This is a genomic window from Vibrio sp. Isolate30 (assembly GCF_022397975.1).
In the GTDB taxonomy this organism is placed as follows: domain Bacteria; phylum Pseudomonadota; class Gammaproteobacteria; order Enterobacterales; family Vibrionaceae; genus Vibrio; species Vibrio fortis.
In genome coordinates, this window is sequence record NZ_JAKEUS010000018.1 from 13,011 (window position 1) to 38,363 (window position 25,353).

A 25,353-nucleotide genomic window follows, 5' to 3' on the forward strand; every position below is an offset into this window, starting at 1 on the left:
CATTTTTTACCGCTCACGATTTCACGTACTCCATCGCGACACGTGAAGTGAGTTTAGTGACCAATTCATAGGCAATAGTACCGATGTGAGACGCCACCTCTTCCGAAGGCAACGCTTTACCCCATAAGGTCGCTTCATCACCCACTTGGTCGGTAGCATCAGGGCCAAGATCAACGGTGAGCATGTCCATCGAGACACGACCTGCAATCGGCACCTTACGACCATTGATGAAGACTGGAGTACCATTAGGTGCGGTTCGTGGATAGCCATCACCGTAGCCAATCGCAATCACGCCCATTTTAGTATCGCGGTCGCTGGTCCAGTTTCCACCATACCCTACGCTTTCACCGGCCTTAAGGTCGCGCACAGCAATCAGGTGAGAGGTTAAGGTCATCACAGGCTGAAAACCTAACTCTTGCGCAGTCTGATCGACAAATGGAGAGACACCGTAAGAGATGATCCCCGGACGAACCCAGTCGAGGTGACTGTTCGTCCACGCGAGTACTCCCGCAGAGGCCGCCAATGAACGCTCGCCTTCACACCCTTCAGTCAATGATAGGAAGAGCTGAGTTTGTTCTGTTGTCGTGGTTTTATCCAGCTCGTCAGCACAGCCGAAATGGCTCATATAACGCAAAGGTTTCGCCACATTGGCACACTGATGTAAGCGCTCCACAAAGTTTTGATACTGCTCAGGGCGTACGCCCAAACGATGCATTCCGCTGTCGACTTTAAGCCACACGACTACAGGCGCTTCTAGCTTAGTATTTTCTAACGCATTGAGCTGCTCTTCACAATGCACCACCGTTTGGATGTTATTCGTAACCAAGATAGGCAAATCCCCCGAAGAGTAGAAGCCTTCAAGTAGCAAAATCGGTTTTACAATTCCACCCGCTCTCAGTTGCAGTGCTTCTTCAATTCGAGCAACACCGAAAGCATCCGAACTTTTTGAGTGCTTAGCAATGTGCAGCAAGCCATGTCCATAACCATTGGCTTTCACTACCGACATTACTTTGCTCTTCGGAGCCTTCGATTTGATGAGATTTAAGTTGTGCTCTAGCGCGCCTAAGTCAATGCTTGCGGTCGCGGCTTTCATGTACGTCATTGAGGGTTACTCATCATCAAATGCAGGGCCTGCATAGTTATCAAATCGAGAGTGCTGACCTTGGAAGGTCAAACGAACCGAACCGATAGGGCCGTTACGCTGCTTACCGATAATAATCTCTGCAATGCCTTTCAGTGAGCTGTCTGGGTTATAAACTTCATCACGATAGATAAACATGATTAAGTCGGCATCTTGCTCAATCGAGCCCGATTCACGCAAGTCTGAGTTAACCGGACGTTTATCAGCACGTTGCTCTAGGGAACGGTTAAGCTGAGACAGCGCGACTACAGGCACATTTAGCTCTTTCGCGAGTGCTTTTAGAGAGCGAGAGATCTCGGCAATCTCCAAGGTACGGTTATCAGAAAGAGACGGTACACGCATCAATTGAAGGTAGTCGATCATGATCATTGAGAGACCATCGTGCTCACGAGCAATACGACGCGCACGTGAACGCACTTCGGTTGGTGTTAGACCAGAACTGTCATCGATATACATGTTCTTCTTATCCATGAGGATTCCCATGGTAGAAGAGATACGAGCCCAATCTTCGTCATCCAGCTGACCCGTACGAATCTTGGTTTGGTCAACACGAGATAGGGATGCCAACATACGCATCATCAGCTGTTCGCCCGGCATCTCTAACGAGAAGATAAGAACGGGTTTGTCTTGCTTCATCGCCGCGTTTTCACACAAGTTCATCGCGAAGGTAGTTTTACCCATCGATGGACGTGCTGCGACAATGATTAAGTCTGAGCCTTGTAGACCAGCGGTTTTCTTATTGAGGTCGTTAAAGCCAGTATCAACACCTGTCACACCATCTTGCGGTGTTTTGTATAGGATCTCGATACGCTCTAGCGTCTTCTCTAGAATGCTGTCTACGTTTTGTGGGCCTTCGTTCTCACTTGCGCGGCCTTCCGCAATCGCGAATACCTTACTTTCGGCAAGATCGAGTAGGTCTTCCGATGTACGGCCTTGTGGATCGTAACCAGAATCGGCGATCTCATTCGCCACACCGATAAGGCTACGTACTAGAGCACGCTGCGCCACAATATCAGCATAAGCATTGATGTTCGCCGCGCTTGGGGTGTTTTTAGCAAGGTCTGCAAGGTAAGCGAAACCGCCAACCTCTTCAAGCTGCTCACGTAGCTCCAAATGCTCAGAGAGTGTAATAAGATCCAGAGGTGCACTTTCTTCTAGAATGTCTTTCACCGCTTCAAAAATCAGACGGTGCGGACGACTATAGAAGTCCTTCGCCACGACCTTTTCAGCCACTGTATCCCAGCGTTGGTTGTCCAGTAACAGGCCGCCAATCACGGATTGTTCAGCTTCTAATGAATGGGGCGGGACTTTAATCGCGTCCACCTGATCGTTGGCTGATTTCTGATTTCTGGTATCCACTATCACTACACTCAAATAACTATTAATGATCGCTCATTATACCCAAGAACATTCATTTGTAATGCTATCCGGCGGGTTTGTTTTAGTCTTAAGCAAGAATTTACCTATTGCTGACTCAAATCACCAAGGGTAGCATTACGATCCTCCACCCATTCACTGTACAAATGAGGTATGCGTGTCCAAATTAATTGCTCTTAGCCTTGGTCTACTGAGCACTCCATTAGCTCTAGCTAATGACACAGAATCCTCTGTTGATAAGCTTCTTGACTCAATAGAAGTGGCTGAGCCTTTAGAGCCAGTCGAAGAGTTACAAGTAGAAGCAGCAACAGATGTTGTGGATATGGATATCGCGCCGAGTGACACAGACACCGAACCGACAGATCCGCTCTCGACCGAGGTTGAGTTTGGCTACCAATCGCATACAGGTAACTCTGATTCGCGCTCGCTCAACGCACGACTTAGCGCTGAGTACACAGAAGGGCGTCACCGTAGCACTGGCGAATGGAAGTATTACAACCTCTACAAAGATGGTGAAGAGGACAAAAGGCAGTCGACTTATACGGCACAAAGTGACTACAAGTTAAGCCCAAAGACCTACCTTTACGGCAGTTTTAAAGGTGTAGACTCGCGCTACAGTGCTTACTTTAAGGACTATACGATTTCGACAGGTTTGGGTTATCAGTTCTCGAACACGGAAACATTCGTTTTAGAGTTGGAAGTCGGCCCAGGTTTTCGTTATCAAGAGCCCAACCTTGATGAAATTGACGATGACGACATTATCTTTCCGGAGATAGTGGAAGAAGGCATTTTTCGTGGAAACCTAAACTCATCTTGGCAGGTGCTACCGAATTTGCGCTTCAATGCTGATATGACATTGGTATCGGGTCGCAGTAACTTAAGATTAGATACCGACCTAGAGGCCGTGAATGATATTACCGAGAATATCGCCCTTAAGATTGCGCACTCTCGTCAGTACCACGATAAGGTTCCAAATGGCTTAGATAAAGCGGACTCTGTACTTTCAGTGAATCTGCTGTTCCAATTCTAAACTCACACCGCTTGTACAGACCATAGAGCAAAAAGATCATCGTAGGCTTTTTGCTTGCCTTACCCACCCTACTTTTCTTTTGTGACGAGTCAGAATCGCTAACGACTCAAGCTTACTCATCATACCCATGATGTCGTTAACCTGAATTTTAGACATAAAAAAACACCAGCCGAAGCTGGTGTTTTAAAACTTTCAAAAGAAAGAATTCGTCTTGTAACTGAAATTACTCAGCAGCAACGATAGCGATTTTCGCAGTAGCAAAAACTTCAGAGTGAAGTTGGATGCTTACTTCGAATTCACCGATGTTACGTAGAGCGCCTTCAGGTAGGCGTACTTCGCTCTTAGCAACTGCAACACCTGCCGCTGTGATAGCGTCAGCGATGTCACGAGTACCGATAGAACCGAATAGTTTACCTTCGTCACCAGCTTTAGAAGCGATAACTACAGCTTCTAGAGCGTTAACTTGCTCAGCGCGAGCTTGAGAAGCAGCTAGTTGCTCAGCAACTTTAGCTTCTAGTTCAGCACGACGAGTTTCGAACATAGCAACGTTGTCTTTAGTTGCCATAACTGCTTTACCTTGTGGGATAAGGAAGTTACGAGCGTAGCCAGATTTAACGTTTACTTGGTCGCCAAGGCCACCTAGGTTACCGATCTTATCAAGTAGAATAACTTGCATTATCTTAGTCCTCTTAAACTATTATTAACTATTACCGATTACTGATGCTTGTCAGTGTACGGTAGTAGAGCTAGGTAACGAGAACGCTTGATAGCGCGAGCTAGTTGACGCTGGTACTTAGCGCTTGTACCAGTGATACGGCTAGGTACGATTTTACCAGCTTCAGTGATGTAGTTTTTTAGAGTTGCTACGTCTTTGTAGTCAATCTCTTGTACGCCTTCTGCAGTGAAACGGCAGAATTTACGACGACGGAAGAAACGAGCCATGGGCTATCTCCTGATCTTAAATTTAAAAAAGCGGTCTTTCACGATTACCGAAGTATTCACAAAGAACCTAAAACAAGTTGAGAATTTTTTAAGGCTTTACGCCAAAAAAGAATTACTCAGCAGATGCTTCTGGCTTAGCTTCTGTACGCTCTTCGCGACGAGGAGCACGCTCTGCACGCTCTTCTTTTTGCTTAAGCATAATAGATTGCTCAGTCACAGCGCCTTTAGTGCGCATGATCATGTTACGTAGAACTGCATCGTTGAAACGGAAAGCAGTTTCTAGCTCGTCGATCACTTCTTGACCAGCTTCAACGTTCATTAGAACGTAGTGAGCTTTGTGAAGCTTGTTGATTGGGTAAGCCATTTGACGGCGGCCCCAGTCTTCTAGACGGTGGATAGTACCGCCAGCTTCAGTGATAGAACCAGTGTAACGCTCGATCATGCCAGCAACTTGCTCGCTTTGATCAGGGTGCACCATGAATACGATTTCGTAATGACGCATTGGTTGCTCCTTACGGATTATTAGCTTCCACAGTTGGCTCAGTCATCCAGAGGAAGCAAGGAACTAAAGATAATTGACTGAGTTTTAAGGACGGCAAATATTATAGAAAGAACCCCGTATTGGCAAGTGGTATTTGGCGAATAATGAAACAGTTTTTCTAGCTATTCGCGGTTCTCTCAAGATCTGCCCTAATTCGATAAAAACAAACGCCCACCAGCATGTGGTGGGCGTTAGAAATAAATCAATTCAATGGGTAGTTTACTGCGCTAAACGCTGACGCACCGCTTCAAACAAGCAAATACCAGAAGCCACTGAAACGTTGAGGCTTGATACACTGCCCGCCATAGGGATCTTAATCAGATCATCACAGGTTTCACGCGTTAGACGACGCATACCGTCACCTTCTGCTCCCATCACAACCGCTAATGGGCCCGTCAGCTTTGCTTGATAAATATCGTGCGTCGCTTCGCCCGCGGTACCTACAAACCACACGCCTTTCTCTTGAAGCGCGCGCATAGTACGAGCCAAGTTTGTCACACGTACTAAAGGCACCGTTTCAGCAGCCCCACACGCCACTTTACTTACTGTCGCAGTTAACGGCGAAGAGCGATCTTTAGGAACGATAACCGCAGCAACACCTGCAGCATCTGCATTACGCAGACACGCGCCTAGGTTGTGTGGGTCTGTCACACCATCAAGCACCAATAGTAGGGGCTGCTCATGCTGCGCTAGAATGTCATCAAGGTCGTTTTCGTTCAGCTGTTTAGCAGGCTTAACCTTAGCAATAATACCTTGGTGATTTGCGCCTTGAGCTTTGTCATCAAGCGGTTTACGACCCATTTGTTGGATAGACACCCCAAACTGCTGCAGTTGGTTTAGCAGCGGCAATAGACGCTCATCTTGACGGCCTTTTAGTACATAAGCCTCGATAAAACGCGCTGGGTCTTTTTCTAGTACAGCTTTCACCGCGTGAATGCCGTAGATAAATTCGTTACTCATTGTCTACCTATTCGGTTTGTTACATTAAGGAGAGTAAACTGCGCCTCTCCTTAATTTTCTATTCAATATCGAGTAGGCAGCGATACTACCTACTCCTGTGTTAAGCCTTTGGCGCTTTTGGCTTACGCTTTGCCGTACGCTTCTTTTTCGCTTTCGGCTTATCGGTACTTGCCGGCTTGCGTTTCGGCTTTCTCTTACTGCTTGTCCCTTCTTCACTGCTACCATCAGGGCGTTTAGTTGGCTCAACTAATGACTTTGCACTGCTTCCTGGGCGACGGCTTTTCACTGCTGCGCGCTTTTTGCTTTTCGCCTTTTTCGCAGCATCCGCAGCTCGTTTCTTAGCTGTTTTGCCTTTACCACGAGGTTTGCGGTCAGTATCGACAATATCAAAGTCAATCTGGCGGCTGTCTAGGTTTACCGCAGAGACCTTAACCTTCACTGAATCACCAAGGCGGTAGATATTACCAGAACTCTCACCAATTAATCTCTGTCCAATTGGGTCAAATTGGTAGTAATCGTTGGCAAGTGAAGTCACGTGCACTAGACCATCAATGTGCAATTCCGTTAGGCGTACAAAGAAGCCAAAACCGGTTACGTTGGCAATCACACCCGGCATCTCTTCACCAACATGGTCTTGCATATATTCACACTTCAGCCAGTCAGACACTTCACGCGTGGCATCATCGGCACGACGCTCGGTTGTCGAACATTGCTCACCGTAGAAATCCATGTCATCAAATGAGTAGTGGTAACCACCTGTTGGTGTCCAGCGATCTGTATTACGGCCTTCCCCTTTCGCAATCAGGTATTTGATTGCACGGTGCAGTAGCAAGTCTGGGTAACGGCGAATTGGCGAAGTAAAGTGCGCGTAGCGCTTCAATGCCAAGCCAAAGTGACCACAGTTGTCTGCGTTGTATACCGCTTGCTTCATAGAGCGCAGCAGCATGGTTTGGATTAATTCTCGGTCTTCACGCTCGTTAATCTGACGAATCAGTTGCGCGTAATCCGTTGGTGATGGCTGCAGGCCACCTTCCAAGCTTAGACCTAATTCTCCCAAGAAGTCTTTAAAGCCTGCTAGGCGTTCTTCTCCCGGAGTTTCGTGAATTCGGTATAGCGCAGGCTCTTTGGCTTTTTCTACTAATGAAGCAGAAGCGATGTTCGCCAGAATCATACACTCTTCGATGATCTTGTGTGCATCGTTACGAATCACAGGCTCAATGCGGTCAATCTTACGATCGGCATTAAAGATGAACTTAGTCTCAACCGTTTCAAATTCAATCGCACCACGTTCATCACGAGTCTGCTTCAGAACCTTGTACATCTTGTGCAGTTCTTCAAGGTGTGGCACTTCTTTCTCGTAACGCTGACGTAGCTCTTCATCGCCATCTAAAATTGCGCCTACTTTGTTGTAAGTCAGACGCGCATGCGAGTTCATCACCGCTTCATAGTGCTTGTAACCAGAAAGTTTACCGTTTTCAGAGATGGTCATTTCACACACCATACACAAACGGTCAACTTGTGGGTTTAGAGAACATAAACCATTCGATAGTACTTCCGGCAGCATAGGAACAACCTGAGATGGGAAGTACACCGAGTTACCACGGTTAATCGCTTCTTTGTCTAGGGCCGTATCCGGGCGAACATAGTAGCTCACGTCAGCAATCGCCACCCATAAACGCCAGCCACCGCCTTTCTTCGCTTCACAGTAAACCGCATCATCGAAGTCTCGAGCATCTTCACCATCAATGGTCACCAAAGGCAGCTCACGTAAATCTACGCGACCTTCTTTTGCTTCTTCAGGTACGTGCTCACCTAGGTTTTCGATTTGCTTCTCAACCGCTTCCGGCCACTCGTGTGGGATTTGGTGAGTATGAATCGCAATCTTGGTCTCCATGCCCGGAGCCATGTTCTCACCTAGAACCTCTGTCACTTTACCCATCATGTTGCGCGAACGACCGCCACGATCGGTAATTTCAATCACTACCACGTTACCCATACGAGCACCGCCTTTATGCTCGGTAGGGATCAGAATATCGTGACTGATACGAGAATCATCAGGAACTACGTATGAATGACCGTACTCTAGGAAGAAGCGACCAATTAACGGTGCCGTACGCTCTTCAAGCACGCGAACTAGACGACCTTCACGACGACCGCGTTTGCTGTTGTCGGTTGGTTGTGCCAAGACATAATCACCATGCATCAGTGTTTTCATCTGATGGTGTGGCAGTAGAATGTCATCATCCTTGCTTTTGCTACCATCTGGGCGCACCCAGCCGTGGCCATCTTTATGCCCGATTACATACCCTTTAATCAGCTCCAACTTCTCTGGTAGTGCGTAGCATTGACGACGCGTAAAGATCAATTGGCCATCACGCTCCATCGCACGTAGACGACGGCGCAAACCTTCATATTGGTCTTCTCCGGATAGACCCAAAGCATCAAATAGGTCATTACGGTTCATCGGGATATTGGCATCCGTTAGGAATGAAATAATGAACTCGCGGCTCGGAACTGGATTCTCGTAATTTTGAGACTCACGGTCTGCAAAAGGGTCGACATTGGTTGTGGTCGTCGTATTTTCTGACATCGGTATATTTTTTGTCATAGGCGGGCCTGCTTAAGCAAGGAAGGGATATATCTCTAGTATATCCGATGCAACAGGTAAGCTACAGATATGCTTTAGAAAACCGACAAATTAGCTGGGATTGATACAAATCTTCATGATGTGAAATATCCGATCGTAATTCAGTCTCTTCACCATCTTTTTACGCAAACGATAAAACAAACGTTTGCGGCATCAATGAAATCGACTATGATTCAGCAAAATTTACCAACTCCTGTTCTGAGTATTGATATGAAATTAAAACGCACCTTAATTGCTTCAGCGATTGCTGGTTTATCGCTGTTCTCATTGACAAGCAACGCCATGGAAAAAGCCGATCTCATGATCACTGATGCTATGGTTCTGACTATGAACCAAGACAAAACTGTCTATGAAAGCGGTACGGTAGTGGTTAAAGACAACAAGATCATTGCCGTTGGTGATGCGTCACTAGAAAAGCAATACAAGGCTGAAAAAGTGTTGGATGTTGATGGCGACATCGTGATGCCAGGTCTTATCAATACGCATACTCACGTTTCAATGACGGTATTTCGTTCGTTGGCTGACGATGTGCCTGACCGCCTACACCGCTACATCTTCCCACTAGAGAAGAAACTGGTTTCTCGCGATATGGTTCGCATAGGCGCAAACCTAGGTAACGTAGAGATGGTGAAAGGTGGCGTAACCACTTACGCAGATATGTACTACTTCGAAGATGAAGTTGCGAAGACCGTCGACAAGATTGGTATGCGTGCAGTGCTGGGTGAAACCGTGATTAAATTCCCTGTAGCCGATGCTGCTAACGCAGAAGAAGGCATTAAGTACGCGCTTAACTTTATTGAAGAGTACAAAGACCACCCACGCATTACTCCAGCGTTCGCACCACATGCGCCTTACACCAACACTACAGAGATCCTACAAAAAGTCGCTAAGCTATCACTCGAGCTAGATGTTCCTGTGATGATCCACCTAGCAGAATCTCATCGTGAAGAAGAGAAGATCGCAGAACGCTCTGATGGCCTATCACCTGTTCAATACATGCACAGCATTGGCGCACTCAACAAGAATCTGGTTGGCGCGCACATGATCTTGGTTGATGACGAAGACATTAAATTGGTGAAAGAGTCTGACATGGGTGTGGCTCACAACATGAGCGCTAACATCAAGTCAGCGAAAGGTGTGTCTCCAGCTCTGCAGATGTACGATGAAGAGGTTCGCATTGGTCTGGGTACCGATGGTCCAATGTCAGGTAACACTCTAAGTACTATTGATGAGTTCAACCAAGTGGCTAAAGTTCATAAGCTCGTTAATAAAGATCGTGCAGCAATGCCTCCGATCAAAGTGATCGACATGGCGACAATGGGCGCAGCTAAAGCGTTACACATGGAAGATAAGATCGGATCATTAGAGATCGGCAAACTTGCTGACATCATTGTGATCGATACTAAAGCGCCAAACATGGTACCGGTTTACAACCCATATTCTGCATTAGTGTATTCAGCAAACTCAGGTAACGTACGTCACTCAATTGTTGACGGTAAACTGCTGATGAAAGACCGCAACATGCTCACTGTTGATGAAGATAAAATTCGTCAAGAAGCGCTAGATTTCACCAAGGTCGTTCGTGAAACCGTTGTTGAGTCTGGTGAAGTGGTTCAGTAACCTGACCTTTCATTAAAAATAAACATCTAAGTGCAAAAAGCCCCGCTCTAATCCAATTAGGCGGGGCTTTTTAATCTTCTACCCAGTAACAATGAGTGCAGAGATCGTTACTGGATTTTGATCCTTTATTACCAGAAAACGTCGCGTCGTTTAGCTCGAGCAATGATGTTGTCTGGCATTCTTTGCTCTAACCCACTTCTCAATACCGAGATGCGTTTATGTTGACGCTGATCGGCAGTAACTGAGTTATACAACCATCGGTATGCATCTTCATAATCTAACGGGCTACCGTAATCACGCAGTAGCAATTCCGCTAAGTGGATACGTGCATTAAGGTTCCCCATCGATGCCGCTTCACGCAGATAAGGAATCGCACGTTCTTTGTCTTGCTGAACCAAAGTTCCACGGGAATAGTAACGACCTAACTGCTCCAAGGCAGCAGGAAGACCTTGATGGGCTGCATTTTCCATGTAGTAGAGACCAAGCTCAACATCTTGCTCTACACAGACCCCCCAAGCCAGCATATCGCCGTATAAAAACTCATAAGAAGGCAAACTGATACGTGTCGCTCGCGCAACAATATCTTCAACCAATTGGCACTTATCAGCTTTCACACGCTCAAGGTGTTGGTTCTTTTCTATCAGATTGATCAGTTCAGCTTCTGTGTATATGGGTACCGGCTCACCAACATCAGCCAAATTTGCATGACTCAATGAGGAACTCAGCGCCATTATCAATGAAGCTGCCACAGTTCGTAGCTTCATACCTGCACTCTATTATCTTGTTTTAAAAACGCATTGAGTCTTTGGGTTATCAAAACTCAATTACATTTCACTCACTATGATATCTGTATCGGCAACTACACGTATCGCTTTAGACAAAACTTGCCGCCAATGGGCAATATTTTGCCAGATAGCGTACAAAAGATCATCACGCTCAAAAGTAGTACTCGCCAAAACGTAAATCGCAGGTACAAAAAAGCCAGCGTATTTCAGCTGGCTTTCTAAGAACTTTCTATTATCTATGCACTTGCGTGTATCAGCATTATGCGCTGTAAGGGTGAACCTTGATAATAGTTTCGTTACGGTCTGGACCTGTAGAGATGATGTCTACTGGTACGCCTGTTAGTTCTTCGATACGTTTGATGTAATCAAGAGCAGCTTGTGGAAGCGCATCGATTGTCTTAGCACCAAATGTTGTCTCAGACCAACCTGGCATTGTTTCGTAGATTGGGGTTGCTTCTTCGAAAGATTCAGCAGCCATTGGCGAAACTTCTAGGATAGAACCGTCTGCCATTTTATAGCCAGTACAGATCTTGATCTCTTCTAGACCATCAAGAACGTCTAGCTTAGTCAGACACATACCCGTTAGAGAGTTAATTTGGATTGCACGGCGCATTGCCACTGCATCGAACCAACCTGTACGACGTAGACGACCCGTTGTTGCACCAAACTCGTGGCCAACATCACCTAGGTGTTTACCTACTGGGTCTTGCTTGTCTAGACCATCGTAAAGCTCAGTTGGGAATGGACCTGAACCTACACGAGTACAGTAAGCCTTAGTAATACCAAGGATGTAACCGATGTGACGAGGACCAAAACCAGAACCTGCAGCAACACCACCAGCAGTCGTGTTAGAAGAAGTTACGTATGGGTAAGTACCGTGGTCGATATCTAGTAGAGTACCTTGAGCGCCTTCGAACATGATCTTGTCGCCGCGCTTACGTGCTGCGTCTAGTTCGTCAGTTACGTCCATAACCATTGAAGTTAGTAGATCTGCGTAACCCATGCACTGCTCAAGTACTTCTTCGTAGCTTACTGTTTCAGCTTTGTAGAAGTGCTCAAGTTGGAAGTTATGGAATTCCATTACTTCTTTTAGCTTCTCAGCGAACATTTCTTTATCGAAAAGGTCACCAACGCGTAGACCGCGACGAGCAACTTTATCTTCGTAAGCTGGACCGATACCACGACCCGTTGTACCGATAGCTTTCGCGCCACGAGCGATTTCACGCGCGTTGTCGATAGCGATGTGGTACGGAAGAATTAGAGGACAAGCTTCAGAAACGAAAAGACGCTCGCGCACTGGGATACCGCGCTCTTCAAGAGGCTTCATTTCTTTAAGAAGTGCTTCAGGCGAAAGTACAACACCGTTACCGATAACACATTTAACGTTATCGCGCAGGATGCCTGATGGAATTAAGTGAAGAACGGTTTTTTCACCGTCAATTACAAGTGTGTGACCTGCATTGTGACCGCCTTGGTAGCGAACCACGTATTTTGCATCTTCAGTTAAAAGGTCAACAATTTTACCTTTACCTTCGTCACCCCATTGGGTGCCTAGAACGACTACGTTATTTCCCATCTTTCCAGTATCTGTTGCTAGTTAAAAATGGATTCTAGCACCGAATCACAATTCTTGCAGTCATTTTTTGTTCACAATAGTGAGAATTGGTCACAGGTGACACGCATAAGGCAGTATCAAAACGCGTAAGGATACTGATATTATTCCTTTTTTATCTGTTAGGGCTCCTATCATGTCTCACTCTATTTGGCTGGCTGTTGGCTTGGTTTTGATTGTCGAAGGCTTAGGGCCACTTATCGCTCCGAGGGGCTGGCGCAACATGATGGCGCAGCTTAGCGAACAGCCCGACAATCAACTGCGCCGTCTTGGCGGTTGTTTGGTAGTCGCAGGTGCGGTTATTGCTTTCATGACCTATGGCTGATTCATTAAAGATTCGAGATTCGAGATTCGAGATTCGGGATTCGAGATTCGGGATTCGAGAAGAATTAAAGAACGGTCAGACATTCGAATCCAACAAAAAAGGCTCCCATCGTGGGAGCCTTTTGTTTTATGTCTTAACAGTGCAAAGGTTCAATTGAGCCTGCTGGCTTATTGAGGTTGTACACCTTTCGCGTTGTTCATGTATTGGAAGAAGTCTGTCTTCGGATCCAGTACTAGAATGTCGCTCTTATCGCTAAATGACGCTTCATAAGCTTGTAGCGAACGCATGAAACCAAAGAACTCAGGATCTTTGTTGTATGCGTCAGAGTAGATCTTCGCTGCTTCTGCGTCTGCATCACCTCGAGTAACACGAGCAGTACGATCAGCTTCTGCCAGTACTGTTGCTACTTCTAGTTCAGCTTGTGCACGGATAACTTCTGCACGCTCACGACCTTGAGAACGGTGTTTACGAGCAACCGACTCACGCTCTGCACGCATACGCTTATAGATTGAGTCACTGATGTTGTCTGGAAGGTTAATCTTCTTCATACGGAAGTCGACAATTTCCACACCTAAATCTTTCAGTGCACTTTCACGCGTATCAGCAAGAACGTTTTCCATGATCTTGTCACGCTCACCATCGACCTCTAGTGCTTCAGCAGCTGCAACTGTTGTCACTTCTTCGCTGTCTGCTGAGTCTGGTAGAACATCGTTGTTACGAGGACCAGAAACAATCTGCTTGATCTCACGAGAACCGATTTCCGAACGAAGTACATCTGTTACTTTACGCTCAAGAAGTGCTTGCGCCGTTAGTGCGTTACCACCACCTGTTGCTAGGTAGTATTGACCGAAGTCTTGAATACGCCATTTCACGTACGAATCGATGATTACGTCTTTTTTCTCAGACGTTACGAAGCGGTCAGAGCGGCCATCCATTGTTTGGATACGAGCATCTAGAGTTTTCACACGGTCAAACAGTGGCAGTTTGAAGTGCAGACCCGGTTCGTGGATTCGAGAGATGTCGTTGTTATCTTTCAATACACGACCGAAACGAATCACGATACCGCGCTCGCCTTCAGGAATCACAAACACAGACATCAGCATCAGTGCTAGCGCAACAACCAATACAGGGATCATTAACTTACGCATTATTAGTATCTCCCTTGACGTGAGCTATCTGAACGAGACTGAGAGCTCGATGGCGTTTCAGTTTGAGTTTCTAGCTCAATCTGATCGTAAGCTGATGGGGCTTTAGTAGAGCGAGAGCCCGACGTAGAACCACCTTGAGCGCCTAACTTATCAATCGGTAGGTAAAGCAGGTTACCGCTCGATTCAGAATCAATCAGCACTTTCGACGTACTTGAGTACACTTTTTCCATTGTATCTAGGTACAGACGGTTACGTGTTACTTCAGGAGCCGCTTGATATTCAGGAAGTAGCTTTTCAAACTGAGCTACTTGACCAAGTGCACCGTTAACTGTGCGCTCTGAGTAACCCACCGCTTCTTTCTTCAAACGCTCAGCACGACCTGTCGCTTTTGGAAGAATGTCGTTTCGGTAAGCTTCTGCTTCACGCTCGAAACGCTCTTCATCCTCACGAGCCGCGATTGCATCATCAAATGCATCTTTCACTTGCTCAGGTGGACGAGCCGACTGGAAGTTCACATCTACGATCAGGATACCCATGTCGTAGCTATCGATAATACGGTTCAGTGTTTCTTGAGTGCTTTGACGGATCTGTTGACGACCACTTGTTAGGATACTATCCATTAGTGAGTCACCGATTACCGCACGAAGCGCAGAGTCTGTTGCTTGGCGCAAGCTGTCATCCGCGTTAGTTACACGATACAAGTATTTGTATGGGTCTGAAACACGGTATTGAACACCCATTTCAACCGTCACAACGTTCTCGTCTTTGGTCAGCATGGTGCCTGAAGCACGCAGTGAACGAATTGCTTGAACGTTAACCAGTTGTTCATCGCTAATTTGATCGATGAAACGTGGGTGCCAGTTAAGGCCCGGCTCTTCAATACGGTCGAACTGACCTAATCGAAGTACCACAGCTCTCTCTGCTTCCCCTACGGTGTAGAAACCCGCAAAGAACCAAATTGCGATAGCGATAACTGCAATGACACCAAAGCCAATTGCACCGCCGCCGCCAACAGATGAACCGTTGCCACCTTTTTTACCAAACTTGCCACCCAACTTTTGACTCAGTTTGTTAAACACTTCGTCTAAGTCTGGCGGTCCTTGATCTCGGCCACCGCGATTATTTTTATTACCCCAAGGGTCATTATCGCGGCCGTTATCGCCGTTGTTATTTCCAGGCTCATTCCACGCCATTAGAAAGCTCCATCATTTGATATGACGTTATACTGTAGCAGTCTCTTCGGAAACGATAAAGTCACCTAAGAGTGCCCCTTCTCTTTTTTCTAGTTTAGACCAATCCACTTGTTGCATTCGGATATCTATCAACAGGTTACCCTTTTCATCATATTCTTCTTGTTGAATAGATTTCAACTGAAAAAACAGACTACGAATACGGCCCTGATGTTGAGGTGGAATACACAGTCGATATTGAACCATTTGGCTTGCTAGACGTTCTGTCAGCGCCTCAAACAGTAACTCAATGCCTTCACCTTCCATTGCAGAGACCCAAACAGCGCGAGGAGCGCCCTCTTCGTCTCGTTCAATGCGAGGTTTTTGGTCTTCCATGCAGTCAATCTTGTTCATGACTACAAGGGTTGGCACCTCATGAGCATCGATTTCTTCTAATACATCATGAACTGCCTGAATATTCTCACGAAAGCGGTCATCACTGGCATCAACAACATGTAACAAAATGTCAGCTTCCTGCGTCTCTTGTAACGTTGCTTTAAATGCAGCGACCAAATCGTGCGGTAGGTGACGAATAAATCCTACAGTATCTGCAAGGATTGCCGGACCTACATCCGTCAGATCGATTTTACGTAGTGTTGGGTCTAGCGTTGCAAACAGTTGGTCTGCGGCGTAAACACCAGCACGGGTGATCTGGTTAAACAGTGTTGATTTCCCTGCGTTGGTATAACCAACAAGAGAAATGGTTGGGATTTCAGCTCGATTACGAGCACGGCGGCCCTGTTCACGCTGCTTAGCTACTTTCGCTAAACGACGCAATATCGCTTTTATACGGTCACGCAACAGACGTCGATCTGTTTCTAGTTGAGTTTCACCTGGACCACGAAGACCGATACCACCTTTTTGTCTCTCAAGGTGGGTCCAACCGCGAATCAGTCGAGTAGAGATATGACGAAGCTGAGCAAGCTCAACTTGTAGCTTACCTTCATGAGTTCGCGCACGCTGTGCAAAGATATCTAAGATAAGACCGGTGCGGTCAATCACACGACACTTACACAAGTGCTCTAGGTTGCGCTCTTGGGCAGGAGAGAGGGCGTGATTAAAAATCACAATTTCAGCCCCAGTTAGCTGAACGGCTTGAGCGATTTCTTGGGCTTTACCCTCTCCGACGTAGTATTTAGGGTGCGGGGACTGACGACTACCAGTAATAACTTGTAGTGTTTCTACCCCCGCAGAGGAGACCAGCATTTCACATTCGCTTAGGTCTTCCCATTCACCCTCTTGCGTGAAGTTGATATGAACAAGTACGGCTCGCTCACCGGATTCATAACGGTCAAACAAGCAACCAACTCCTTATTACAGCTTTAGCTGTATTGATTGAACGATTAATCTTCAGATTTCTCTGAACGATCAGCAGGCGCACGCTCACCGCTGTGGTGGCTAACTGCACGAGCAGGAACCACTGTAGAAATAGCATGCTTGTAAACCATTTGGTTTACTGTGTTCTTCAATAAGATCACGAACTGATCAAAAGATTCGATCTGACCTTGCAGCTTAATGCCGTTAACAAGGTAGATTGATACTGGAATGCGCTCACGACGAAGTGCATTTAGAAATGGGTCTTGCAGCGATTGCCCCTTAGCCATTTTATTTTCCTTATTTTGTATTTTGTTGTAATTATTTAGCTAGTGGTGCACAAAAAGGTGCGGCCTTTGCATCTGAGCTAAACGAATAAAAAAACTCCGTTGTTATTGAAAGGCTGTAAGTTTAAAAAGCCTCAATAACGGATCCTTTCCAGAGTATATTCACGCAAAAGCGATCACATTATACACAGCTATGCTAGTCAGATGCTATTGCATCTGAAAGAGTTTCTAGCGCTTGTTCAATGTTTTCGCTATCTAACCAAGTTAAATCATCCCAACTGCGTAACCAGGTGATTTGGCGCTTGGCCAATTGACGGGTTGCACAGACTCCACGGAATACCGCTTCATCAAGGTCACAATTCCCATCTAAATAGTCCCACATCTGACGATATCCTACGCAACGGATCGATGGTAGATCAGGATGAAGATCATCTCGAGCGTATAACGCCTTCATCTCATCTTCGAAACCTGCCTCTATCATTTTCTCGAAACGCAGTTCAATACGACGATGCAGTTCAGCCCTTTCCTTGGGAGCTATAGCAAATTGCTTCACACGAAATGGCAGGCTATCGCCCTTCGTTTGAGTTAGCTCTGTTAATGTTTTACCCGAAATTCGAAAAACTTCCAATGCTCTTGACAGTCTTTGTGGATCATTTGGATGAATTCTTTCCGCAGATACTGGATCAACCTCTCTTAATTGATCATGCATAACTTGCCAGCCATGCTCGTTTGCCTCTGCTTCAATCTGTTTACGAATCTCTTGGTCTGCCGCTGGTAAAGGGGATAGCCCTTCTAGCAATGCCTTGTAGTAAAGCATAGTACCACCGACCAATAATGGTATTTTTCCTGCCGCAACAATGTCGTTCATCTCTTTGAGTGCATCACGACGAAAATCTGCCGCAGAGTAAGATTCACTTGGATCTAAAATGTCGATCAAGCGATGAGGAGCAAGCGCTAACTCTTCTGCGTCTGGTTTCGCAGTACCAATATCCATATCTTTGTAGATCAACGCCGAGTCCACACTGATGATCTCTACTGGGAACTTCTGACGTAGGCGAATGGCTAGATCTGTTTTACCTGATGCGGTTGGCCCCATTAAAAACAGTGCTAAAGGTAGTTTCTGAGTCATGATATTTTGTTGTTGCTTCTCTGTTAAAGCGCTCTGTTTGTCAGAGCTTATTGCTGCGCGAACTTAAAGGCGCAACTCAATAAATTAAATCGTAAATGCTGCAATAGTCGCCGAAAAATCAACTGGGTTCACAAACTCAGGGTCATCTAATGGAAGTAGACCTTGCCAGAGCTGTTCAAGTTCCCCAACTAATTGAACCGCCTCAGATAAAGTGTAGTCGCTTTTTACCTGTGCGGTTTGAACACCAATCCAATTTACTAACTGTTGCATAGTTTGAGCACTATTAGACTGGATATTGAGCGAAGCCGCGTACGATAACAGATCTGGGATTAAAATTTGTAAGTTTTGCTGTCTTAGAGGTGATGGTACGCCCATCACCATGATCGCTTCGCTGTTTCTCGCTTTTAATTCGATACCCAGCAGATTCAATTGAGGACTTAATGCCTTGGCCACTTCAACCAGCTCACCACCAACTTTCATCGATAAAGGCACCAATAAAGGTTGGCTTTTTAAGGATCCATGCTGAGTATTCATCTGTCCGACGACCCGCAAGAATTCTGCTTTAGCTAATGACAGCAGCAAGCAACCATTTTTACTTCCCATCGCCAAATACTGTTGATTAACCACAGTAATCGCTTTGCCAAGCTCAGCAATGATCGGCCTTTCTGCAGGTACACGATCAACGACTGATTCAGCCTTCGGTTGTGGGCTTGGTAAATGCGAACTTTCACCTGTTGTTGAACTTGGGAAATCTGGCGTTTTGAGTAGCTCTTTGTAAGCTTTCACTTCACGCTTAGATGGTGCCGGTTCTGCATGATGTTGGTTCGAAGGTTTATCAGGTTTCGGCGCAGGACGTGATTCAATCCACTCTTGACGCGGAGAGCCAGTAAAGCTCTGTCTACCACTAGCGTGCTGACTTTGCTCTTGGCCTAGTGAGTAATTCGATGTGCGATCTTGAACACTCTCTCGGACACGTTCTGATTCCGCTTTTCTTGGATAAGCCGGGGTCTTGTCGATCGCCTCTCTTGCTCGCTCCGGTGCTTGAGAAATGTCTATCGAAGAAGAAGGTTGTGGAGTCGAAACAAAAGTATCAACACCTTCAGTGGAATCAATGACATCATCGCTCGACTCTGGTTCAGCTTGATGGAAAGCAGACTGATTAACAGGCGCTGCATCAATGTGCTTAGTTTGCGCTAAACCATCACTCAACGCTTGATAGATAAAGTCATGTACCAAACGAGCTTGATGAAAGCGCACCTCGTGTTTGGCCGGATGAACATTCACGTCCACTTGGTGTGGGTCTAGCTCAATGAATAGCACGTAAGTGGCAAATTGATCGGGACGAAGGCTAGTCTCATAACTTTGACGAATCGCGTGATTGATCAGCTTGTCACGCATCATACGGCCATTCACATAGCAATATTGCAGGTCACTTTGCTGTCTTGCCCCCTCAGGAGTGGTGATCCAACCATGGAGCCTAAGCCCTTGGTGCTCTAACTCAATCTTGAGCATATGACGCACGAAAGCATTGCCACACACAGCCGCAATACGTTTTTCCGCTTGAATCTCAGTTTTTGCTGCACGGTACTGGCGAACCATCTTGCCGTTGTGACGTAGGTTAATCGTCACATCGAAGCGGCTCAAGGCAATGCGCTTTAGCAGCTCATCAATATGAGTAAATTCGGTTTTTTCAGTACGCAGAAACTTACGTCTTGCCGGCGTATTAAAGAATAGATCTAAGACTTCGACGGAGGTGCCGATTGGGTGTGCTGCTGGTTGTAGTTTTACTGCCATGTCACGCCCTTCGCTATACGCCGCCCACGCTTGGTCTTGCGTCGCTGGTCGCGAGGTCATGGTTAAACGCGCTACCGAGCTAATACTCGCCAGTGCTTCACCACGAAAGCCTAGACTTACAATCGCTTCAAGGTCATCAAGAGTATGAATCTTTGATGTTGCATGACGGCTTAGTGCCAGGCCTAACTCATCTTTGACGATGCCCTTACCATTATCACGAACACGGATCAGCTTAGCGCCGCCCTTCTCGATATCAATATCGATACGGGTTGCACCTGAATCTAAGCTGTTTTCCACCAACTCCTTAACCACTGAAGCCGGTCTTTCAACCACTTCACCAGCAGCAATTTGGTTGGCAAGACGTGCAGGTAATATCTTAATCGTCATAATGGCTCTCTACTTATGCGGAATAACCAACACTTGCCCAACGGCCAAGCCATCAGAGCGCAGTTTGTTCGCCTTGCGGATACTCTCTACTGTTACCCCATATTTAGAGGCAATCTTACCAAGATAGTCTCCACGTACGACTTTGTGTTTACGCAGCGGCAACGCTTTAACGCTGACTGTAATCTTAAGTTTTTGACCAACCTTTACGACGTCAGATCTTAAGTTGTTCTCACGTTTAATGGCTGCAACACTGACACCATATTTCTTAGCAATTCCGCCTAGGAACTCGCCACGCTGAACCACGTGAGTAAGAGTGCGTTGTTCAACAGCGCTACTTGTACTCTGTTTGGCCCCCGGCACCTTTAACTTCTGGCCAATCGCTAAGCTTGTCGATTTCAGGTTGTTCATGGTCACTAAGTTTTGAGTGGTCGTTCCGTACTTCTTAGCGATCACAGACAGCGATTCACCGCGCGCCACCTTATGAGTAATAGTCGAAACAACAGGGGCTGACGTCGGTCTTGCATTGTTAGACAGCACCATACCTTCTGGCGGGTTCGCTTTCAGATATTTCACTACTGCTGTAGTAATCGCGGTCGCTAGCTTATCTTGGTGCGAACGCTGGAACAGCAGCTTCTCTTCTGTCGGATTAGAGATAAAGCCGGTTTCAACCAGTACCGAAGGAATTTGTGGTGAACGTAATACCGCTAGACTGGTGTTGATTGGTTTACGGTTATGCAGCTTTGCCACTTTGCCCATCTCAGATAGGATTTCCGTTGCCAATTTGTAGCCCTCTTTTTGAGAGTGACTAAATTGCAGGTCTAACAGAGTTTGGTTAACGTTCTTATCATCGATATTGTTGGTGAAAGCCGCTCCGCCTCCGCCAAGTAATTCAGATTGTTTCTCTTTATTCTCAATCCAACGGGAGATCTCGGTATTGGCACGACGAGTGTTGAGTACAAACACTGAACCACCACGAGGTTGAGGGGTCGTGAATGCGTCTGCGTGAATCGAGATCAACAGATGCGCTTCATTTTCACGAGCAATCGCAACACGGCGGTTCAAGTTAACGAAGTAATCGGCATTTCGCGTCATTCGAGTTTTCACGCCCGGTACCGCATCCAACTTAGCCGCAACTTTACGAGAAATACTTAAGACGGTATTTTTCTCATATTTCCCAGAAGGGCCGATTGAGCCTGGATCCTCACCACCATGCCCAGGATCGATCACGATCAAGATATCTTTCTTGCGCTGAACTTGATCAATACTCTTGCTGACCGTTGAATTGCTTGAGGAGCTTGAACTTGCCGACGACGTTTTCGTATCACCGTGAGGAAGATCGATCACTAAGCGGTGACCATATTGCCCGCCTGGGGTTGGACTCAGTTTGAAAATCTCGGCTTTGGTCGATTTTTTCAACTCAAAGACTAATCGATAAGTCGTTTTTTCAGGAGGAGAGCTCTTACGGATCTTTTTTAATACCGGGCTATCTGTAACGGTGACCGGTAATTTAGTCGCGAGGTTGGTGCGCTTAAGATCAACCACCAAACGGTTGGGGCTGGTCAAAGTAAAATAACTAAAGTCTGCTTCAGACTTTAGATCAATAACAACTCGGGTTTCTTCAGGAGAAGGCCATACACGCAACCCTTTCAGAGAGTTCGCAGCAGCAAGGGAAGAAAACAGTAATGAGAAAACAGCGGCCATCATGGCCACTGTGGAAAGAAGGCGTTTAGAAATCAACATAACTCCAACTGACTAAGTAAGCGTTGTCCATATTCACTGTTAGCGGTTAAAGAGACGACTCGATGATCATCTTGGTAACGGATATCGATATCAAGATCGGCTTCAGGCAATAAACCTTCCCCTTTCTCTGGCCATTCAACTAAACAAATAGCATCAGGAGTGAAATAGTCACGGATTCCCATAAACTCTAGCTCTTCAGGATCGGCAAGGCGGTATAGGTCGAAGTGATATACCTGCCAATCTGCCAATTGATATGGTTCAACCAGAGTATATGTTGGGCTCTTTACATTTCCTTGATGGCCAAGCGCTTTTACAAAGCCACGACTGAACGTCGTTTTACCTGCGCCAAGATCGCCATGCAAATAGATAGTGGTTTGCTGTGAGCATAGATTTGAAAGCTCCGTCCCCAGTTGAATCGTTGCTTGCTCATCTTTCAAAGTAAATTGTTTCGTGCTCATGAATACGTTCTCTAAAAATCGATCGTTGACTATATAAAAATCAAAAGAACAAGAATAGTAAACCGTGAAGGTTTTGAGAGACAAGCATTCAAGTGTAAGTAATATGAAAAATCGCCAGGAATTTGCCTCTGTTCTGGTCAATGCTATTAAGATCCGTTAAGATCCGCTCCCATTTTCGCTCATGCCACGATAAAAAGTTGTTACTAAGCTATGAATTTAGACCACCTCGCTGAACAAATTAAAACTTGGGGACAAGAGCTCGGCTTCCAAAAGGTGGGAATTTGTGACGTCGATTTAAGTGAGCATGAACCTGCGTTACAAGCATGGCTAGACGCTGGTTACCATGGTGACATGGACTGGATGGCACGCCACGGCATGATGCGTGCGAGACCTGATGAGTTACACCCTGGTACCATTCGTGTGATCAGCGCGCGCATGAACTACCTCCCGCCTGAAGCACAGTTCGCGACCAATCTTACTGACAACACACAAGGTTATATCAGTCGTTACGCACTAGGCCGTGACTACCATAAACTGTTTCGCAATCAGTTAAAAAAGCTCGGTCAAAAAATCGAAAAAGAGATTGAAGGCCTAGACTATCGTCCATTCGTCGACTCCGCCCCGATCTTAGAACGACCACTAGCTCAAAAGGCTGGCCTAGGTTGGACGGGCAAGCACTCACTGATCCTAGATAAAGAAGCGGGTTCATGGTTTTTCCTTGGCGAGCTACTGGTCAATATTCCACTGCCTGTGGATGAAGCGAATACGGAAGAGTGTGGCAAATGTACTGCTTGCATGACATCTTGCCCAACCGGTGCCATCATCGAAGAGGGGATTGTGGATGCTCGTCGCTGTATCTCTTATCTAACCATCGAATTCGATGGCATTATCCCGCTTGAATTTCGTGAAGCCATTGGCAACCGAATCTATGGTTGTGATGACTGCCAATTGGTTTGCCCTTGGAATCGACATGCTGACGTCAGCAAGCAAAGCGACTTTCATCGCCGTGAAGCATTCCAAGATATCGATTTAGTCACACTCGCAAGCTGGGATGAGGCAACCTTTCTGAAAAAGATGGAAGGTTCTGCGATTCGACGCATTGGACATACGCAATGGCTACGAAATTTATTCGTCGCGATGGGAAATGCACCTTTCCAACAACGCATCATTGATATTTTGGAGTCTCATTTAGGTAACAGTGAGATGCTCGATGAACATATCCAATGGGCGTTAGAGAAGCAGAACCAACAATTGCCAAGCTCAGTACAAGCTAGTCTTTCAGCAATATCTTCTCTTTCGGAAAGCACTTCTAAAGAGTCTGTGAATAAGATTGAGAGCAAGAAGAAGCGACTGATTCGAATTGTAGAGAAAGGCCTACCAAGAGACGCTTAGTACATTCACCATGAATATCCGTCGATAAGCTTGATATATCAAGCTTAGCGGCAAAATGACGGTAAGCTGTTTCATAGAATTCAAGCACAATGTTTGACCTTGTTCTCAAATTTTATAATGTGGAAAAAAATTTAATTTCCCTCAAACTTTCCACATGGCTGCAAAGTTAAACACAGTTCAGATAAATGACTAAGATCAATAAACAACAAGTTAACGATCCTCAAAGCAACCTACCCAACCAAACAAAATCAATTAAAAACAACAACTTAAAGAAAAATTAAACAATTTAGAGAAATTGTATTAGAAAGGATCTTTTCAGTAGCACTTGAGAATTAAGGCTGAAATAACTTTATCAACCAAGTTATCCACATCAAATAAAGTGTGGATAAGTCTGTTTACAGATGTGAAAAACCTCAGATATCTTCTTTAGAAACCTGATAGTTATTAGCATTCCATTAGCTAAGACAAATTTGAGACAAAAAAATATCCACCAAGTGTATTGGAGGATTGTTTTCTTTTTTAAGGGATGATGCTTCGCAGCATTAAAGAAAGAGCTTAGGCTTAAAGCCTATATCCAAGCTAGATAGCTTAGAAAGAAATTGGAGCGACACACGAGGTTCCCGATCTTCAAGGCTTAGGCGTGACCTCAACCTTGGCAAGGATTGCACTCTGCCAGAATGCCCTTCATATACAACTCTAAAAATGGAGCGACACACGAGGTTCGAACTCGTGACCTCAACCTTGGCAAGGTTGCGCTCTACCAGCTGAGCTAGTGTCGCATAAGTTAACCGCTATTGCGTTTAACTGTAATGTGGTTGCGGGAGCCGGATTTGAACCGACGACCTTCGGGTTATGAGCCCGACGAGCTACCAAGCTGCTCCATCCCGCGTCCGGATGTCATTGTTAAGCACAATGAAAGCTATCAAWTTGGAGCGACACACGAGGTTCGAACTCGTGACCTCAACCTTGGCAAGGTTGCGCTCTACCAGCTGAGCTAGTGTCGCATAGTTAACCGCTAWTGCGTTTAACTGTAATGTGGTTGCGGGAGCCGGATTTGAACCGACGACCTTCGGGTTATGAGCCCGACGAGCTACCAAGCTGCTCCATCCCGCGTCCGGATGTCATTGTTAAGCACAATGAAAGCTATCAAATTGGAGCGACACACGAAGTTCCCGATCTTCCAGGCTTAGGCGTGACCTCAACCTTGGCAAGGATTGCACTCTGCCAGAATGCTCTTCATGTTTCACTTTCAAAATGGAGCGACACACGAGGTTCGAACTCGTGACCTCAACCTTGGCAAGGTTGCGCTCTACCAGCTGAGCTAGTGTCGCATAATTAACCGCTAATGCGTTTAACTGTAATRTGGTTGCGGGAGCCGGATTTGAACCGACGACCTTCGGGTTATGAGCCCGACGAGCTACCAAGCTGCTCCATCCCGCGTCCGGATGTCATTGTTAAGCACAATGAAAGCTATCAAATTGGAGCGACACACGAA

At 46.1% G+C, this 25,353-nt stretch carries 21 protein-coding genes and 6 tRNA genes; 4 read left to right on the forward strand and 23 right to left on the reverse strand.

Features of this window, described 5'->3' with window-relative positions; all coding sequences use genetic code 11:
• Nucleotides 1-13: 13 nt before the first annotated feature.
• The gene (gene alr / locus L1D60_RS23105; protein WP_239843146.1) at nucleotides 14-1,102 is read right to left on the reverse strand and encodes an alanine racemase; all 1,089 of its coding nucleotides are present in this window, start codon (nucleotides 1,100-1,102) and stop codon (nucleotides 14-16) included.
• Nucleotides 1,103-1,108: 6 nt separating this feature from the next.
• Nucleotides 1,109-2,500, reverse strand: coding sequence for a replicative DNA helicase (locus tag L1D60_RS23110; protein ID WP_239843147.1), 1,392 nt, complete (start codon nucleotides 2,498-2,500; stop codon nucleotides 1,109-1,111).
• Between the two features lie 175 nt (nucleotides 2,501-2,675).
• Here L1D60_RS23110 and L1D60_RS23115 point away from each other — a divergent pair, with 175 nt between their 5' ends.
• Nucleotides 2,676-3,548: a DUF481 domain-containing protein gene (locus tag L1D60_RS23115; RefSeq protein ID WP_239843148.1), complete on the forward strand. Its 873-nt coding sequence runs from the start codon at nucleotides 2,676-2,678 to the stop codon at nucleotides 3,546-3,548.
• Between the two features lie 223 nt (nucleotides 3,549-3,771).
• Here the strand turns inward: L1D60_RS23115 and rplI are convergent, their stop codons facing one another.
• The 5 genes from rplI to rnr form a co-directional block, all read right to left on the reverse strand.
• Nucleotides 3,772-4,224 carry a 50S ribosomal protein L9 gene (rplI, locus tag L1D60_RS23120; RefSeq protein ID WP_239843149.1) on the reverse strand — a complete coding sequence of 151 codons (453 nt, stop codon included), beginning with the start codon at nucleotides 4,222-4,224 and terminating at the stop codon, nucleotides 3,772-3,774.
• 38 nt (nucleotides 4,225-4,262) lie between these two features.
• On the reverse strand, nucleotides 4,263-4,490 hold the full coding sequence (rpsR, locus tag L1D60_RS23125) for a 30S ribosomal protein S18 (protein WP_000090472.1): 228 nt from the start codon (nucleotides 4,488-4,490) through the stop codon (nucleotides 4,263-4,265).
• A gap of 112 nt (nucleotides 4,491-4,602) precedes the next feature.
• Nucleotides 4,603-4,992 carry a 30S ribosomal protein S6 gene (gene rpsF / locus L1D60_RS23130; protein WP_032549898.1) on the reverse strand — a complete coding sequence of 130 codons (390 nt, stop codon included), beginning with the start codon at nucleotides 4,990-4,992 and terminating at the stop codon, nucleotides 4,603-4,605.
• A 258-nt stretch (nucleotides 4,993-5,250) separates the two neighbouring features.
• Nucleotides 5,251-5,991, reverse strand: a complete 741-nt coding sequence (gene rlmB, locus L1D60_RS23135; protein ID WP_239843150.1) for a 23S rRNA (guanosine(2251)-2'-O)-methyltransferase RlmB — start codon at nucleotides 5,989-5,991, stop codon at nucleotides 5,251-5,253.
• Nucleotides 5,992-6,091: 100 nt separating this feature from the next.
• A complete protein-coding gene (gene rnr / locus L1D60_RS23140) occupies nucleotides 6,092-8,599 on the reverse strand; it encodes a ribonuclease R (protein ID WP_239843151.1) in 2,508 nt (835 codons plus the stop codon).
• A gap of 249 nt (nucleotides 8,600-8,848) precedes the next feature.
• Here rnr and L1D60_RS23145 point away from each other — a divergent pair, with 249 nt between their 5' ends.
• A complete protein-coding gene (locus tag L1D60_RS23145; RefSeq protein WP_239843160.1) occupies nucleotides 8,849-10,258 on the forward strand; it encodes an amidohydrolase in 1,410 nt (469 codons plus the stop codon).
• A 128-nt stretch (nucleotides 10,259-10,386) separates the two neighbouring features.
• Here the strand turns inward: L1D60_RS23145 and L1D60_RS23150 are convergent, their stop codons facing one another.
• Together L1D60_RS23150 and L1D60_RS23155 are read right to left on the reverse strand one after the other, a co-directional pair.
• Nucleotides 10,387-11,022: a tetratricopeptide repeat protein gene (locus L1D60_RS23150; protein ID WP_150872908.1), complete on the reverse strand. Its 636-nt coding sequence runs from the start codon at nucleotides 11,020-11,022 to the stop codon at nucleotides 10,387-10,389.
• Between the two features lie 280 nt (nucleotides 11,023-11,302).
• Nucleotides 11,303-12,619 (reverse strand): adenylosuccinate synthase, encoded by a 1,317-nt coding sequence (locus L1D60_RS23155; protein ID WP_032549903.1) that lies wholly within the window; start codon nucleotides 12,617-12,619, stop codon nucleotides 11,303-11,305.
• Between the two features lie 172 nt (nucleotides 12,620-12,791).
• Here L1D60_RS23155 and L1D60_RS23160 point away from each other — a divergent pair, with 172 nt between their 5' ends.
• Entirely contained in the window at nucleotides 12,792-12,980 is a 189-nt protein-coding gene (locus tag L1D60_RS23160) for a DUF2065 domain-containing protein (protein WP_239843152.1), read from the forward strand.
• Nucleotides 12,981-13,147: 167 nt separating this feature from the next.
• Here L1D60_RS23160 and hflC read toward each other — a convergent pair whose 3' ends face one another.
• From hflC to tsaE, 8 genes are all read right to left on the reverse strand, one after another.
• Nucleotides 13,148-14,128: a protease modulator HflC gene (gene hflC, locus L1D60_RS23165; RefSeq protein WP_239843153.1), complete on the reverse strand. Its 981-nt coding sequence runs from the start codon at nucleotides 14,126-14,128 to the stop codon at nucleotides 13,148-13,150.
• A gap of 2 nt (nucleotides 14,129-14,130) precedes the next feature.
• Complete coding sequence (gene hflK, locus L1D60_RS23170) at nucleotides 14,131-15,321, reverse strand: FtsH protease activity modulator HflK (protein ID WP_239843154.1); 1,191 nt, start codon at nucleotides 15,319-15,321, stop codon at nucleotides 14,131-14,133.
• A 27-nt stretch (nucleotides 15,322-15,348) separates the two neighbouring features.
• The gene (gene hflX / locus L1D60_RS23175) at nucleotides 15,349-16,656 is read right to left on the reverse strand and encodes a ribosome rescue GTPase HflX (protein ID WP_239843155.1); all 1,308 of its coding nucleotides are present in this window, start codon (nucleotides 16,654-16,656) and stop codon (nucleotides 15,349-15,351) included.
• A 44-nt stretch (nucleotides 16,657-16,700) separates the two neighbouring features.
• Nucleotides 16,701-16,961 carry an RNA chaperone Hfq gene (gene hfq / locus L1D60_RS23180; RefSeq protein ID WP_032551489.1) on the reverse strand — a complete coding sequence of 87 codons (261 nt, stop codon included), beginning with the start codon at nucleotides 16,959-16,961 and terminating at the stop codon, nucleotides 16,701-16,703.
• A 193-nt stretch (nucleotides 16,962-17,154) separates the two neighbouring features.
• Entirely contained in the window at nucleotides 17,155-18,087 is a 933-nt protein-coding gene (miaA, locus tag L1D60_RS23185; protein WP_239843156.1) for a tRNA (adenosine(37)-N6)-dimethylallyltransferase MiaA, read from the reverse strand.
• A gap of 84 nt (nucleotides 18,088-18,171) precedes the next feature.
• A complete protein-coding gene (gene mutL, locus L1D60_RS23190) occupies nucleotides 18,172-20,268 on the reverse strand; it encodes a DNA mismatch repair endonuclease MutL (protein WP_239843157.1) in 2,097 nt (698 codons plus the stop codon).
• 9 nt (nucleotides 20,269-20,277) lie between these two features.
• Nucleotides 20,278-22,008, reverse strand: coding sequence for an N-acetylmuramoyl-L-alanine amidase (locus tag L1D60_RS23195; RefSeq protein WP_239843158.1), 1,731 nt, complete (start codon nucleotides 22,006-22,008; stop codon nucleotides 20,278-20,280).
• A complete protein-coding gene (gene tsaE / locus L1D60_RS23200) occupies nucleotides 22,002-22,466 on the reverse strand; it encodes a tRNA (adenosine(37)-N6)-threonylcarbamoyltransferase complex ATPase subunit type 1 TsaE (protein WP_150872913.1) in 465 nt (154 codons plus the stop codon). The genes L1D60_RS23195 and tsaE overlap by 7 nt, the downstream gene beginning before the upstream one ends.
• 210 nt (nucleotides 22,467-22,676) lie before the next feature.
• Between tsaE and queG the strand changes: the two genes are divergently transcribed.
• The gene (queG, locus tag L1D60_RS23205) at nucleotides 22,677-23,858 is read left to right on the forward strand and encodes a tRNA epoxyqueuosine(34) reductase QueG (RefSeq protein ID WP_239843159.1); all 1,182 of its coding nucleotides are present in this window, start codon (nucleotides 22,677-22,679) and stop codon (nucleotides 23,856-23,858) included.
• Between the two features lie 703 nt (nucleotides 23,859-24,561).
• Here the strand turns inward: queG and L1D60_RS23210 are convergent.
• From L1D60_RS23210 to L1D60_RS23235, 6 genes are all read right to left on the reverse strand, one after another.
• Nucleotides 24,562-24,637: transfer RNA gene (locus L1D60_RS23210), tRNA-Gly, on the reverse strand.
• Between the two features lie 33 nt (nucleotides 24,638-24,670).
• A tRNA-Met gene (locus L1D60_RS23215) sits at nucleotides 24,671-24,747 on the reverse strand.
• A 39-nt stretch (nucleotides 24,748-24,786) separates the two neighbouring features.
• Nucleotides 24,787-24,862 (reverse strand) — tRNA-Gly (locus L1D60_RS23220).
• Nucleotides 24,863-24,894: 32 nt separating this feature from the next.
• A tRNA-Met gene (locus L1D60_RS23225) sits at nucleotides 24,895-24,971 on the reverse strand.
• Between the two features lie 142 nt (nucleotides 24,972-25,113).
• Nucleotides 25,114-25,189 (reverse strand) — tRNA-Gly (locus L1D60_RS23230).
• A 32-nt stretch (nucleotides 25,190-25,221) separates the two neighbouring features.
• A tRNA-Met gene (locus L1D60_RS23235) sits at nucleotides 25,222-25,298 on the reverse strand.
• Nucleotides 25,299-25,353: the final 55 nt, after the last annotated feature.

What these genes read in the sequence shown, in the direction of transcription:
- alr (WP_239843146.1), bottom strand. Translation starts at nt 1,102, where the DNA reads ATGACGTACATGAAAGCCGCGACCGCAAGCATTGACTTAGGCGCGCTA.
- rplI (WP_239843149.1), bottom strand. Translation starts at nt 4,224, where the DNA reads ATGCAAGTTATTCTACTTGATAAGATCGGTAACCTAGGTGGCCTTGGC.
- rpsR (WP_000090472.1), bottom strand. Translation starts at nt 4,490, where the DNA reads ATGGCTCGTTTCTTCCGTCGTCGTAAATTCTGCCGTTTCACTGCAGAA.
- rpsF (WP_032549898.1), bottom strand. Translation starts at nt 4,992, where the DNA reads ATGCGTCATTACGAAATCGTATTCATGGTGCACCCTGATCAAAGCGAG.
- rlmB (WP_239843150.1), bottom strand. Translation starts at nt 5,991, where the DNA reads ATGAGTAACGAATTTATCTACGGCATTCACGCGGTGAAAGCTGTACTA.
- rnr (WP_239843151.1), bottom strand. Translation starts at nt 8,599, where the DNA reads ATGACAAAAAATATACCGATGTCAGAAAATACGACGACCACAACCAAT.
- L1D60_RS23145 (WP_239843160.1), top strand. Translation starts at nt 8,849, where the DNA reads ATGAAATTAAAACGCACCTTAATTGCTTCAGCGATTGCTGGTTTATCG.
- L1D60_RS23150 (WP_150872908.1), bottom strand. Translation starts at nt 11,022, where the DNA reads ATGAAGCTACGAACTGTGGCAGCTTCATTGATAATGGCGCTGAGTTCC.
- L1D60_RS23155 (WP_032549903.1), bottom strand. Translation starts at nt 12,619, where the DNA reads ATGGGAAATAACGTAGTCGTTCTAGGCACCCAATGGGGTGACGAAGGT.
- L1D60_RS23160 (WP_239843152.1), top strand. Translation starts at nt 12,792, where the DNA reads ATGTCTCACTCTATTTGGCTGGCTGTTGGCTTGGTTTTGATTGTCGAA.
- hflC (WP_239843153.1), bottom strand. Translation starts at nt 14,128, where the DNA reads ATGCGTAAGTTAATGATCCCTGTATTGGTTGTTGCGCTAGCACTGATG.
- hflK (WP_239843154.1), bottom strand. Translation starts at nt 15,321, where the DNA reads ATGGCGTGGAATGAGCCTGGAAATAACAACGGCGATAACGGCCGCGAT.
- hfq (WP_032551489.1), bottom strand. Translation starts at nt 16,961, where the DNA reads ATGGCTAAGGGGCAATCGCTGCAAGACCCATTTCTAAATGCACTTCGT.
- miaA (WP_239843156.1), bottom strand. Translation starts at nt 18,087, where the DNA reads ATGACTCAGAAACTACCTTTAGCACTGTTTTTAATGGGGCCAACCGCA.
- mutL (WP_239843157.1), bottom strand. Translation starts at nt 20,268, where the DNA reads ATGACGATTAAGATATTACCTGCACGTCTTGCCAACCAAATTGCTGCT.
- L1D60_RS23195 (WP_239843158.1), bottom strand. Translation starts at nt 22,008, where the DNA reads ATGTTGATTTCTAAACGCCTTCTTTCCACAGTGGCCATGATGGCCGCT.
- tsaE (WP_150872913.1), bottom strand. Translation starts at nt 22,466, where the DNA reads ATGAGCACGAAACAATTTACTTTGAAAGATGAGCAAGCAACGATTCAA.
- queG (WP_239843159.1), top strand. Translation starts at nt 22,677, where the DNA reads ATGAATTTAGACCACCTCGCTGAACAAATTAAAACTTGGGGACAAGAG.